Genomic DNA, 12,837 nt, shown 5'->3' with positions numbered 1-12,837 from the left:
CACGATCATCAAGATCCCGAACGGCCTGGAGGACCAGCTGCCCGCCCCGCTGGTCACCAAGGACAACGTGGACGACAAGACCCTGTGGGGCAACACCGTCGGCCAGTGACCGACCGGCCCGCCGACAGCGCCCGCACCCCTGGAAGGACGGTATCCCCATGGCGGACACCGCGACCGCGTCCCGGCCGGCGGACGGCGGCGCCGGTCCCACCCCGGTGGCCGAGGCCGTCGGGGTCGGCAAGAGGTTCGGCGCCACCGTGGCGCTGCGCGACGCCCGTATCGCCGTCGCCCCCGGCGAGTCGCACGCGCTGGTGGGCCGCAACGGAGCCGGCAAGTCGACGCTCGTGTCCCTGCTGACCGGACTGCGCCGGCCCGACACCGGCACGCTGCGCTTCAACGGCGAACCCGCGCCGCCCGTCGGCGACATCGACGCCTGGCGGTCCCGCGTCGCCTGCGTCTACCAGCAGTCCACGATCATCCAGGACCTGACCGTCGCCGAGAACCTCTTCCTCAACCGACAGAGCGCGAGCCCGCTCCAGCCCATCCGCTGGAAACAGTTGCGCCGCCGGGCCGAGGAACTCCTCGGCGAGTACGGCGTGGACGTCGACGCCACTGCCCGAGCTCGTGAACTCACCGTGGAACAGCGCCAGTTCGTGGAGATCGCCCGCGCCCTGTCGTTCGGCGCCCGCTTCATCATCCTCGACGAGCCGACCGCGAAGCTCGACGCCCGGGGCATCGGTCGTCTCTTCGACAAGCTGCGCGACCTCCAGGGTCAGGGCGTCGCCTTCCTCTACATCTCGCACCACCTGCAAGAGGTGTACGACCTCTGCACCACGGTCACCGTCTACCGCGACGCGACCCACATCCTCACCGCGCCCGTTGCCGAGGTCGATCACCAGGCCCTGGTGGAGGCCATGACCGGGGAGACGACCGCCACCGCCGCCGGCGCCCCGGCGGACGACGGCCGGGCCGCCGGACAGGAGGGACCGAACGGATCGGACGAGCGCCCCGAGCTGCTGGTGATCGAGGGCCTCACGCTCCCCGGGGCCTGCCACGGTCTGTCCTTGTCGGTCCGCTCGGGCGAGGTGGTCGGGCTGGCCGGAGCAGCGGCCAGCGGCAATGTGCGGGTGGGTGAGGCCGTCGCCGGTCTGCACCGCGCCGAGGAGGGCCGGATAACGGTCGGCGGCCGTGCCGTACGCACCGGCAGCGTTCCGGCGGCGCTGGCCGCGGGCGTCGGGCTGGTCCCGGAGGACCGTCATCTCCAGGGCCTGGTCCACAACCGCAGTGTGGCGGAGAACGCAACGCTCACCGTCACCGACCAACTGGGCCCGTTCGGCACGGTGTTGCCCGCCCGGACCAGGGTCTTCGCGCAGCGCATGATCCGGGACCTCGACATCAAGACCCCTGGGGCGGCCACTCCGGTCTCCGCGCTGTCCGGCGGCAACCAGCAGAAGGTCGTCGTCGCCCGGGCGCTGGCCACCGACCCGCGTGTCCTGGTCGCCGTCCGGCCCACCAACGGGGTGGACGTCAAGTCCAAGGAATTCCTGCTGCGCCGCATCCGCGAGGTCGCGGACGGCGGCAAGGCCGCGCTGATCGTCTCCGACGAGCTGGACGACCTCAGGGTGTGCGACCGGGTCGTGGTGATGTTCCACGGCCGCGCGGTCGCCGAGTTCGCGCCCGGCTGGCGGGACGAGCAGGTGGTCGCCGCCATGGAGGGCGTCGCCGACAGGACCGACCCACCCGGCGCCGGCGCGGCCCCCGAGACCGGCGAGGCTCCCGACACCGACGAGGACGAAAGGTAGTCATGTCCGCCACCACTGATGTCACCGACCCCGCAGCGGGCGTGGCGCAGACGCCCGCCAAGGACACCGGGCGCGGCCTCGACCTCGGCCGGTTCCGTGAACTGTCCCTGATACCGGCGATCCTGGTCCTGATGCTGATCGGGTTCATCGTCTCGCCGGCCTTCCTGACCTCCGACAACTTGATCGGCGTGGCCCAGCAGTCCACCGAGCTGAGCCTGCTCGTCCTCGCCACCGCGCTGATCCTGATCTCCGGGCGGATGGACCTGTCCCTGGAGTCGACCATCGGGGTGGCCCCTGTCATCGCCGTCTGGCTCGTGCTGCCCACGAGCGGCGCCCGGTTCACGGGCCTCGGGCTGCTCCCGGAGTGGACGGCCGTCCCGCTGTGTCTGCTGGTGGGCATGGTGATCGGCGCCGTCAACGGGTTCCTGATCCTGAAACTGCGGCTCAACGGCTTCATCGTCACGCTCGGCATGCTGACCATGCTGCGCGGCCTCCAAGTCGCCCTGTCCGAGGGCCAGTCCATCGTCGAACTGCCCTCCTCCTTCACCTACTTGGGCAAGGCGTCCTGGTGGGGGGCGCCCGCGGCGATCTGGATCTGTGTGCTGCTGTTCGCTCTCGGCAGCTCCGCGCTGGCCTGGCTGCGGCACGGACGGGCGCTCTACGCGATCGGCGGCAACGCGGAGGCGGCGCGCACCGCCGGCATCCGCGTCGACCGGATCGTCTGGGTCGTCCTCATCCTCGGCAGCCTGCTCGCCGCGTTCGCCGGCATCCTCTACAGCGGTCACTACGGTTCCATCTCCGCCACCCAGGGCAGCGGCTGGATCTTCCAGGTCTTCGCGGCGACGGTCATCGGCGGGGTCAGCCTCAACGGCGGCAAGGGCTCGGTGTTCGGCGCCCTCACCGGCGTGCTCACCCTCCAGCTGGTCGTCAACGTGATGACGCTGGCGGGCGTGCCGCCGCTGTGGAACCAGTTCCTCAACGGCGCGATCATCATCGTCGCGCTGATCATCTCCCGCTTCGCCTCCGGCGAGAAGCAGGAGTAGCCGCACAGAGAGGCACGCTCGTGGCACTGACGGACGAGGCCATGGACAAGATCAAGGCGATGATCGTGGCGGGCGACCTCGCGCCGGGTTCCCGCCTGCCCAGGGAGGACCTCCTCGCCGGACAGCTCGGCCTGTCCCGAAGCTCGCTGCGCGAGGCGGTGCGGGCGCTGACCGCGATGCGGATCCTGGTCACCCGGCAGGGGGACGGCACCTACGTGTCGAGCCTGGAGCCCCATCTGCTTCTGGAGGCGCTCTCCTTCGCCTCGGACGTCTCCCAGGGGCAGACGGCGCTGCAACTGCTCCAGGTGCGCAGGCTGTTGGAGCCGCAGGCGACCGGGCTGGCCGCCGCGCTGCTCGCACCCGACGACCTCGAAGAGCTGGCCGCCGTCCTACGACGGTCCCGGGCCGCCGCGACGGTCGAGGAGTTCGTCGGTCACGACATCGCGTTCCATCTGCGGATCGTCGAGGCCGTCGGCAATCCGGTGCTGTCGATGCTGCTGCGCGTGCTCTCCACCCGCACCCAGCGGGTCCGGATCGTCCGCGGCACCCGGACCGAGCGGGCCGTGGAGCACGCGCACCGGGAGCACGACGAAATCCTGCGCGCGCTGCGGGCGCGCGACGCCCCGTTGGCCGTCTCGACCGCGACGGTCCATATCGCCGCCGTGGAGCAGTGGTTGGCGGCCGACCTCGTCGACGATTCTCTGTGCGCACTCGACGGCTGACCGGACGGGAATTCGCGCGGTGAAGTCCGGGGATTGGCTTGACTGTTCCGTGACGGGCATGTGTGGATGTTGTAGTCGCCGGTCATCGGCGGTGGCCTATAAGCCTTTCGGTACTGATTCGATCCGCCGCCGCATCCGGAGGCAGGCTTGCGGCGATATCTGCGGTGCAGTAACTACGTGAATCATGAACCTGTTCACCCGCGGCGCCTCTCTCCGGCGCTCGGCACCCCCCACTGCTCCGCAACGCCCCGCCGACTCACCCGCTTTCCCCTCCGCCGGCCTGCCGGATCCCGCGCTGGCGGCGCTGACCGGCGACTGGATGATCGACCCCGCGCACAGCCGCATCGGCTTCTCCGTCCGGCACGCCCTGGTGACGACGGTGCGCGGCGCCTTCACGCAGTACGAGAGCCGGCTCTATTTCGACGGGCGCAACCCCGCCCGCTCACGGGCCGAGATCCTGCTGTCCACCGCGAGCGTCGACACCGGTGTGGAGCAGCGCGACGCCCACCTGGTGGGCCGTGACTTCCTGGACGCGGCGACCTATCCCCATATGCGATTCGCGAGTACGGCCGTACAACTCGCGGGTCCGGATGTTTACCGCATGAGCGGCGATCTCACCATCAGGGAAACCACTCGTCCCGTGGTACTGGAACTCACCTACATAGGACATGTCACCGACCCGTTCGGCTATGAGCGGGCCGGTTTCGACGGCACCACCACCATCAATCGCTCCGAATGGGGTCTGACGTACAACGCACGGCTCGCGGAGGGCGGCGCCATGGTGAGCGAGAAGGTGCGTCTCCAATTCGACATCGCCGCCATTCGCACCACCGCCGCCGGCTGACGCCCGCAGCGGTCGCGGACGGCGAAGAAAATCACCCGGGGGACGTCGACGAGGCCGCCGCGGCCGAACTCGACGACGCGGTGGGCCGGTCGGCGACCGGCGGGACCGGGTGAACCCGCTGCTGTCCACCCGAGTCGCCGCGGACGGCCTGTTCTGGATCGCGCCGCGCGGCCGGCGCCCGGCGGCAGGGTTATCCGGGGTGACCGTCGGAGCGCTTGCGGTGCAGGGTGAACGTCTCGAACACCGACAGCTCGCCATTCGGCTTGTTCACGTTGTAGTAGGTCACGTGCATGCGGGTGGTGTCGCCCGCGTGCCGGCCGGGGTCGACGGTGAAGGCGGCGAAGCCGTAGGGGTGTTCGATGTCCCGGACCCCGGTCCAGACCGCCTCCTCCTTGGTGTAGGTGGAAGTGCGCTTGCCGTTGGCGCCGGGGGCCGCCGACACGGCCGTGATCACCTTGGCGGTGCCGTCGGTGAAGAACTTCTGGTTCGTGGTTCCCGAGACGCCTCCGCCGCCGAGGATCATGTGCACGGTGCCCAGACCGGTGTCGATCGAGTCGGTGGCCTGGGAGACCGGGCGAGGGGTCAGCGTCTCGCTGCCGCTGACGACACCGCGGACGGCCAGCGAGCGCTCGTAGTTGTGCTCATGGCCGCACAGCACGAGGTCCACGCCGTACCGGTCGAACAGGGGGCCGTACTTCTGACGCAGGCCCAGGTCGGCGCCGTTCGCATCCGAGGAGCTGATCATGACCTGGTGCATGGCGACGACCACCCAGTCGACGTCACGGGAGGACCGGGCGGCTCGCAACTCCTTTTCCAGGAAAGCGAGTTGGCGTCCGCCGGAGTAGCCGCTGATGTAGACGTCACCGCCGTCCTGGAGACAGTTGTCGTCGTTCTGCAGCACGATCACCCGGACGGAGCCGACAGTGAAGGCGTACCACAGGCCCGCGAGTTCGGCGTCGGACTCGGTGGAGGGGAGGGTGAAGTAGGCCTGGTAGGCGCCGAGTCCGAGCGGACCGTTGGCCTTCTCGATCTCGTGGTTGCCGGCGGCCGGCATCCAGGGACGGAAGCGCGTCGAACGGCTGTTGTTGGTGAAGAAGTTGTTCCAGGTACGCACCCGGTCGACGTCCAGGTTGGCGTAGCACAGGTCGCCGTTGAGGAGATGGAAGAGCGGGGCGACCTGCTCGATGCCGGTGACGATGTCCTTCGTCGCGGGGGTGGAGTTCGCGTCGAGCGCCACGGTGCCGTCGGCCGCCCAGGTCACCTGCGGGGCGGACTGGTCGCCGAAGCTGGTGAAGGTGAACGGCATCCGTCCGCGCGGGGCGGTGCGGAACGTGCCGCTGTCGGGCGTCGTCCCCTCGTGGGTGGCGAGGTAGAGGTAGTCGGTACCGGGGCGGAGCCGGTTCAGCGAGGCGTGGTGGACGTACACGGTACGGCCGGAGGTGCCGTCCACGTAGCTGACGGTGCGGGCCTCGGCGCTGGATCCGAAGCCGTGCTCCAACGTGCCGTAGTGCACCACGGGTCTGGTCACCGGTCTGTCGGTGATCCACGACACCGTCATCTGGGTGCGCGGATCCGACCCGAAGGTCAGGTGGAGTCCCTGGACCGGGGGCGCGCCGGACGAGTCCGGGGTGCGGTGGAGGGCCGGGGCGGCGAGCGGAGCGGCCTGCGCCGCGCCTGTTCCCAGCAACGGGGTGACGGCCGCGCCGGCGCCCGCGGTGCCGAGGAGGCCCAGCGCGTGGCGCCGGCTGAGCCCTTCGGAAGACGGCGGCAGCGCGTCCGATGCCTCTGCCTGTGCGGTCATGGTGGCCCTCCCTGGCGAGCAGTTGAGCTGACGACGACCGCACCCTGGCGCGCCTCGGCGGCGCGGGAGTGAACGCTGAGTTGCCAGAAGCCCGTTGTGCGGGCCGTGACGGCCCACGGAGGCGATTCTTGCCCCCGCCTTGCCCGCGCCTTGCCCCCGCCTTGCCTCGCCTTTGGGGGCTGCGCCCGCGCCCGCGCCGAACGTAGGCTCGGTACCGGCCGAATCGCAGCCACGGGAGAGGGACGCATGCCGAGTGGGCTCGTAGCGCTGGCACTCGGCGGTTTCGGCATCGGTCTGACCGAGTTCCTCATCGCCGGCCTGCTGCCGCAGGTGGCGTCGAGTTTCGCGGTGTCCGAGGCGGCCGCGGGCCGGCTGATCTCCGGGTACGCCCTGAGCGTCGCGGTCGGGGCGATCGCGCTCACCGCGGCGACCGCGCGGCTGCCCCGCAAGCAGATCCTGGTCGGCCTGGTGGCGTTGTTCGTCGTCGGCAATCTGCTGTCCGCCCTGGCGCCCAGCTATCCGGTGATGCTGCTCGGGCGGATCGTCGCGGCGTTGTGCCACGGTTCGTTCTTCGGTATCGGCTCGCTGGTCGCCCGCAGTCTGGTCGCGCCGGAGAGGAAGTCCCGCGCGGTGGCGGTCATGTTCGCCGGGCTGACGGTGGCGAACGTGCTGGGCGTGCCGCTCGGCGCGCTGGTCGGTGAACGCTGGGGCTGGAGAGCGGCGTTCTGGGCGGTCACCGCGATCGGCGTGCTCGCGCTGGCGGGCATCGCCGCCCTCGTACCCGCTGGCGCGGGAGATGCCCGGCCGCGGACGGTGACGGGCGGCTCGGACCTGATGCCCCCCGACGGCCTGCGGGCCCAGTTCCGCGCGTTCCGGTCCTGGCAGGTGTGGCTGACCCTGACGGCCACCGCGCTCGGCTACGGCGGGATGTTCGGTGCGTTCAGCTATATCGCCTACACGTTCACCGAGGTCGGCGGCTTCTCCCCGGGCGATGTCCCGTGGCTGCTGATGGTGTACGGCCTCGGCCTGGTCGTCGGGAACGTGGTCGGCGGGCGCGCGGCCGACCGGGACCGTGACCGCGCCCTGGTCCTCGCCCTGCTCGGACTCGCCGTCACCCTGGCCGTGTTCGGTCTGCTCGCCGACAGCGCCGTCGCGTCGGTGATATTGGTCTTCCTGATGGGGCTGTTCGGGTTCGCCGGCGTGCCCGGCCTGATCACTCGCGTCACCGACTTCGCCCACGGCGCGGCCCTGGCCGCCGGCGCCAACGTCTCCGCGTCCAACATCGGCAACGCGCTCGGCGCGTGGCTCGGGGGGCTGGCCATCACCGCGGGCCTCGGCTACACCGCGCCGCTCTACGTCGGCTCCGGCATCGTCGCAGTCTCCGTCGCCGTCATGGCCGTAGCCGCCCGCCGGGCCAGGACGCCCGCCCAGGAGCCCGCCCCCCACGGGTGAGCCGACGCGGCGTCGCCGCCGTGTCGCGCGTCACCGTCGCGGGCCGCTCCAGGGTGCGCCGTGTGTGGTCAACCGGTACTTCAGGCAGAAGGCGTGGTCTCGAACCACGTGGGTTCGTCGGAGAGCGCCTGCTTGATGCGGAACAGCTGATCTTCGTGCATGGGCGGCAGGGCGTCCACCGCGAACCAGCCCACCGCGACGGACTCGTCGTCGTTGACCCGTGCCTCACCGCCGACGGCCCGGCAGCGCAGGGTGACGTCCATGAACTGGCACTTGTCGCCGTTCGGGTACTCCAGCTCCCGCCCCGCGCGGACCAGGACGACCCGCTCGGGGACGCAGTGCACGCCCGCCTCCTCGTACACCTCCCGCACGGCGCAGTCGGCGGGCTGCTCCCCCGGGTCCGGGATGCCGCTGATCACGGTCCACTCGTGGTTGTCCGCGCGCTGCCCGAGCAGCACCCGGCCCTCCTCGTCGAAGACGATGGCGCTGACGCCGGGGAGCCAGAGCAACTGGTGGCCCGCGGAGGCCCGGATCTCGGTGATGAAGTCAGGAGTCGGCATGGGCCGACCCTACCGGGGCGTCCTGAACCGGTGCTTCCCGAACCCGGGCGTCCCGAACCCGGGCGTCCTGACCGGTTCGTCGTCCGTCCTTTGTCGGTCCGCGGTCCGCCGTCGTCAGCTCGTCGCGCGGCGTCGGGCCCGCAGCCCGGTGCCGATCGCCCACCCCAGGCCGCCCGCGGCGACGAGCACCAGGGCGATCTCGGGCAGGATGCCCAGCTTCGTCGCCGGCGTCTCCGAAGAGCGCAGGGGCACCTTCTGCACCAGCGAGTCCGCGACGAACATGCCGGTCTTCTGGGTGATCCTGCCGTCCGGCATGATGATCGCGCTGACGCCGCTGGTCACGGGGACCGTGACGGTCCGGCTGTGCTCGACGGCGCGGACGCGGGACATGGCGAGCTGCTGGTAGGTCATCTCGCTGCGGTCGAAGGTGGCGTTGTTGCTGGGCACGGAGATCAGCTGCGCGCCGTGGGTGACCGTGTCGCGCACGGCCCAGTCGAAGGCCGCCTCGTAGCAGGTGGCGAGGCCGACCTTGGCGCCGTCCATGTCGAACACGCCCGGCTTGCTGCCCCGGCTGAAGTCCTGGCGGACCATGGAGGTCCAGTTCTTGTTGATGGCGCCGATGAAGGAGCGCAGCGGAAGGTACTCGCCGAACGGCTGAACCTGCCGCTTGTCGTACGTCTGGGTGGGTCCCTTCACCGGGTCCCACAGGATCTGCTCGTTGTAGAGCTTGCCGTCCCGCCCGACGACCCCGCCGACCGAGATGGGCGCGCCGATCGCCTTGGCCGCGTTGTCGATCACGACGGCGGCGTCGGCGTAGGCGAAGGGGTCGATGTCGGAGGAGTTCTCGGGCCACAGCACGAAGTCGGGCTGTGGGACCTTGCCCGCCTTGACCTCGGCGGCCAGGCGTTGCGTCTCGCGCGCGTGGTAGTCGAGGACGGCCCGGCGCTGGGCGTTGAACTCCAGGCCGAGACGGGGCACGTTGCCCTGGATGAGGGCGACCGTCGCGGTGCCGTCCTGCGCCTTGTCGCTCACCAGACCGCGTGCGGCCACGGCTCCGACGACCGGAACGGCCACGCTGAGCAGCGCCACGGCAGCGGCCGACCGCCGCACCTCGCCTGTGCTGCGGCGCTCCAGGACGAGGCGCACGACCTCGTACAGACCGAAACCGCACAGGACGACCGCGAAGCCGAGGACGGGAGTGCCGCCCAGTGCGGCGAGGGGCAGGAAGACGCCGTCCGCCTGACCGAAGGCGATCTTGCCCCAGGGGAACCCGCGGAAGGGCACACGCGCGCGTGCCGCCTCGCCGGCGATCCAGAGCGCGGCCGCCCACACCGGCCAGGCCGGCAGCTTCGACACGGCGGCGACGCCCACGCCGACCAGCGCGACGAAGACCGCCTCGATCGCCACCAGGGCGAGCCACGGGCCGGGGCCGACCTCGACGCCGGTCCACACCAGGAGCGGCAGCAGAAAGCCCAGGCCGAAGAGGTAGCCGAGGCCGAGCGCGGCCTTCCAGCTGCGCCCGCGCAGGACCCAGCCGAAGCCTGCGAAGGCCGGCAGCGCCAGCCACCACAGGGTGCGCGGCGGGAAACTGACGTAGAGCAGCACTCCGGAGAGCGCCGCGACGGCGGCCGGGACGAGGCGCAGGAGCCGCGCGCCGCGCGAGGGCGGCGCGGTCTGGGGTTCCAGCTGGTCGGGCTGGCCCACGGGAGGTGCGGTGACGGTCACTCGGGGAGTGTACGGCGGGTGCCCTTTCGGCCGACAGCACGGTCCGCGGAGCGGGCCGGTGGGCTACGGCACGCCCCGGCCGTCGCCAGGCGCCCCGGACGGCGCTCGATCACCGCACGAACCGGCGCACAACCCGGCGCAAGTCATCCACAAACCGCCCATCAGCCGTTACGGTGTGGCAGAGCTCCGGTCGTTCAGGCGTTCGGGGTCCGTCACGGTTCAGGTCCGTCACGGTCGGGGGGCGACCGGGTTCGGGGGGACGGGGTGGGTTCCACGGGGATGACGTCTGCGCCCGGCACGGACGCGGACGGGGAGAGACGAAACGTTTCCGACGCGGCGGGCGTGGCCGTGTTCGGGGCCTGCGCCATCTGGTCCCTGATCACCGCCGCGGTGCACGGCGGCCGCCCCGAGGGCGTCCTGCTCGCGGTGCTGGCGCTGACCGCCGGATACGCGGCGGGCCGGATCTTCGGGGTGCTGCTGCCGGTGGCCGCGCCCTGCGCCGGGGCGCTGGCGGGGCTCGCCCTGACGGTGGCCCTGCCCCGGCTCGCGCCGGGACCCGAGATCGTCGAGCCGCTGGGCCACGCCGGCGCCACCGCCGCGCTGCTCACCCTGTCGGCCGGCGCCGCGTGCTGCGCCGCCCGGGCCACCCCGTTCCCCGCGCTGCGGTACGTGCTGTGGCTGCTCGCCGGGGTGATCGCGGTCACGGGGGCTCTCCTGGGCTCGACCACGGCCGTGGTGACCTGTGGCGCGGTGCTGCTGTGCGCGCTGGCCGCCGGCCGGCTGCGCCGCCGGGGACCGGGCCTGCTGGCGCTGGCCGGCGCCGCCTCCCTGGTGACGGGCCTGACCTGGGCGATCGCCGCGGACGCCCTGCCCGCCGGTCTCATCGACGCCCTGCGCGACCGACTGACACCTCGCCGGGTCGACCTCTGGCACGACGCCCTGGGCATGGCCCGTCACCAGGCCGGACTCGGCGTGGGTCCCGGGCGCTTCGGAGAGCTGAGCACGACGGCGGTGCAGTCGCCCCTGTCCGACGGCAAGCCCCATTCCGCGCCGCTGCAACTGGCGGCGGAGCAGGGCGTCGTGGGGGTGCTGCTGCTCGCCGCGTGCTTCTGCTGGGTGGTGTTCGCCCTGTGGCGCGCACCGCGCCCCACGCCGGTCGTCCTCACGGCGGGTGCCGCGCTCACGGCCCTCGCGTGCGTCGCCGCGATCGGCAACGCGCTGAGCTTCACCACGGTGTCGGTCGGCGCGGGGCTGCTGGCGGGCCTGGCCACGGCCCGACCGCTCACCGAGGAGGCCGCGGTGCCCGAGGCGTCGGCGGTGTACGAGAGGAACCTACGGCACGACGACCGCCCGGCCGCCTGACAGCGCCTCGACCCGGAGTGGCACGCCGGACGGCTGTCGAAGGGACGTCAGTGTGCCGCGCCCGCGGCGCCCGTCCGCAGCCGGGCCCTGATGACGCGTACGGCGGACTCCGCGTCGTCCACGGTGATCGTGAACGTATGACCGTCCCACAACCGCAGCACGACGCCTTCACCACGGCGTACGACGACGGCGGTGCCCTTCTCCGGTCGCCAGCGGTAGCCCCAGCCGCCCCAGTGGCGCGGGGTGACGAGCGGTTCGAAGTCGGCGCCGGCGACATGGGCCAGCGGGATGCGGCGGCGCGGCAGGCCGATGTGACCGCACCGTACTTCGAGGGACTCCTTGTCGAGCTTCAGGTCGACGTGGACGAAGGCGAGGGTGCCGAAGAGGACCAGCAGCCCGGCGGCGATGCAGCCGACGACGGCCATGGCGAGCGGGGCGATGCCGGACGTCCACGCCGAATCGACTGCGAGCTCGATGCCGAGCGCCATACAGGCGGCGCCGACGAGCGCGAGCAGCCATTGGAACCGGTTGGTGGCACGCCCGGTCCAGATGTCGGGGTGCGGGGCGTCACGATGCGGGACGTCGGGAAGCGGAGTGCTCTCGTCTTGGGGGTGGTCCCTCATACGAATGAGGTTACTCAGGTTTCGCTGCGCCGGTAGCACGTTGCGCACAGTGACTGCTCCGCGGGGGCGGCGAGCCGGCCGAGGGACGGCGTCGGCCGCCCGTGGGTCACTGCGCGGGACTGACGGCCTGGAGCAGGCGGCCTTCCGCGTAGGCCAGGGCGGGCGCCGGGAGACCGCCCTGGCGGCCGCTGAGGATGACGGTCACCGTGCCCAGGGCCGTCGCCTCGGGTGCGGGGCGCGCCCCGATCCGGCGCAGTGCCTGGGCCGCCACGGCGCCGGCCGAACCGTGCAGGACGAGCGGCGGACGCCCGGGGCGCTGCACGGCGGCACGGATGCGGTCGGCGACCAGTTCGTAATGCGTGCAGCCCAGGACGACGGTCGTCACCTCGTCGGGGGTGAGCGCGGCTGCCGCGGCGACCGCGGCGTCGATCGCCGTCTCGTCGGCGTGCTCCACGGCCTCGGCCAGTCCCCAGCAGGGCACCTCGGTGACCGGGACCCCGTCGGCGAAGTCCTGGATGAGCCCCCTCTGGTAGGGGCTGCCGGTGGTGGCGGGGGTGGCCCAGATCGCGACGGGACCGCCGCCGGCCGCGGCCGGCTTGATCGCCGGGACGGTGCCGATGACCGGGATGCCGGGTTCGAGGCGGGCGCGCAGGGCGGTCAGGGCGTGTACGGTCGCCGTGTTGCAGCCCACGATGAGGGCCTCGGGCCGGTGTGCGGCGGCGGCGTCGGCGACGGCGACGGCACGCTCGGTGAGGTCCTGCGGGGTGCGCGGACCCCAGGGCATGCCGTCGGGGTCGAGGGAGAGCACGAGATCGGCGTCGGGTCGCAGACGCCGTACCGCGGCGGTGGCCGCCAGCAGACCGATTCCGGAGTCCATGAGCGCGATCTTCACCCGGCCACCAT

General features: G+C 71.9%; 11 protein-coding genes and 1 pseudogene. 7 read left to right on the top strand and 5 right to left on the bottom strand.

Annotated elements, in window-relative coordinates; translation table 11 throughout:
- The 5 genes and pseudogenes from ACZ5SK_RS05620 to ACZ5SK_RS05600 form a co-directional block, all read left to right on the top strand.
- Positions 1-109, top strand: a pseudogene (locus tag ACZ5SK_RS05620) (sugar ABC transporter substrate-binding protein); the annotation flags it as partial.
- A gap of 49 nt (positions 110-158) precedes the next feature.
- Positions 159-1,802 (top strand): sugar ABC transporter ATP-binding protein, encoded by a 1,644-nt coding sequence (locus ACZ5SK_RS05615; RefSeq protein WP_334582534.1) that lies wholly within the window; start codon positions 159-161, stop codon positions 1,800-1,802.
- Positions 1,803-1,804: 2 nt separating this feature from the next.
- Complete coding sequence (locus ACZ5SK_RS05610; RefSeq protein WP_334582535.1) at positions 1,805-2,845, top strand: ABC transporter permease; 1,041 nt, start codon at positions 1,805-1,807, stop codon at positions 2,843-2,845.
- Between the two features lie 20 nt (positions 2,846-2,865).
- Entirely contained in the window at positions 2,866-3,567 is a 702-nt protein-coding gene (locus ACZ5SK_RS05605; RefSeq protein ID WP_334582536.1) for a FadR/GntR family transcriptional regulator, read from the top strand.
- Between the two features lie 184 nt (positions 3,568-3,751).
- Entirely contained in the window at positions 3,752-4,411 is a 660-nt protein-coding gene (locus ACZ5SK_RS05600; RefSeq protein WP_334582537.1) for a YceI family protein, read from the top strand.
- Positions 4,412-4,601: 190 nt separating this feature from the next.
- Here the strand turns inward: ACZ5SK_RS05600 and ACZ5SK_RS05595 are convergent, their stop codons facing one another.
- Positions 4,602-6,212 (bottom strand): purple acid phosphatase family protein, encoded by a 1,611-nt coding sequence (locus ACZ5SK_RS05595; protein WP_334582538.1) that lies wholly within the window; start codon positions 6,210-6,212, stop codon positions 4,602-4,604.
- 246 nt (positions 6,213-6,458) lie between these two features.
- Here ACZ5SK_RS05595 and ACZ5SK_RS05590 point away from each other — a divergent pair, with 246 nt between their 5' ends.
- Complete coding sequence (locus ACZ5SK_RS05590) at positions 6,459-7,664, top strand: MFS transporter (protein WP_361706343.1); 1,206 nt, start codon at positions 6,459-6,461, stop codon at positions 7,662-7,664.
- Positions 7,665-7,744: 80 nt separating this feature from the next.
- On the opposite strand, the gene ACZ5SK_RS05585 is transcribed toward ACZ5SK_RS05590, so the two are convergent.
- Positions 7,745-8,224 (bottom strand): NUDIX hydrolase, encoded by a 480-nt coding sequence (locus ACZ5SK_RS05585; RefSeq protein WP_334582540.1) that lies wholly within the window; start codon positions 8,222-8,224, stop codon positions 7,745-7,747.
- A gap of 114 nt (positions 8,225-8,338) precedes the next feature.
- A complete protein-coding gene (lnt, locus tag ACZ5SK_RS05580) occupies positions 8,339-9,949 on the bottom strand; it encodes an apolipoprotein N-acyltransferase (RefSeq protein ID WP_334582541.1) in 1,611 nt (536 codons plus the stop codon).
- Between the two features lie 279 nt (positions 9,950-10,228).
- Between lnt and ACZ5SK_RS05575 the strand changes: the two genes are divergently transcribed.
- Complete coding sequence (locus ACZ5SK_RS05575) at positions 10,229-11,311, top strand: O-antigen ligase family protein (protein WP_334582542.1); 1,083 nt, start codon at positions 10,229-10,231, stop codon at positions 11,309-11,311.
- Positions 11,312-11,358: 47 nt separating this feature from the next.
- Here ACZ5SK_RS05575 and ACZ5SK_RS05570 read toward each other — a convergent pair whose 3' ends face one another.
- Together ACZ5SK_RS05570 and ACZ5SK_RS05565 are read right to left on the bottom strand one after the other, a co-directional pair.
- The gene (locus ACZ5SK_RS05570) at positions 11,359-11,934 is read right to left on the bottom strand and encodes a hypothetical protein (protein ID WP_319676207.1); all 576 of its coding nucleotides are present in this window, start codon (positions 11,932-11,934) and stop codon (positions 11,359-11,361) included.
- A 106-nt stretch (positions 11,935-12,040) separates the two neighbouring features.
- Positions 12,041-12,826 (bottom strand): glutamate racemase, encoded by a 786-nt coding sequence (locus ACZ5SK_RS05565; protein WP_334582543.1) that lies wholly within the window; start codon positions 12,824-12,826, stop codon positions 12,041-12,043.
- Positions 12,827-12,837 lie beyond the last annotated feature (11 nt).

It is taken from the genome of Streptomyces sp. NPDC031474, from assembly GCF_055581185.1.
This window is presented reverse-complemented; position numbering and strand designations above follow the sequence as displayed.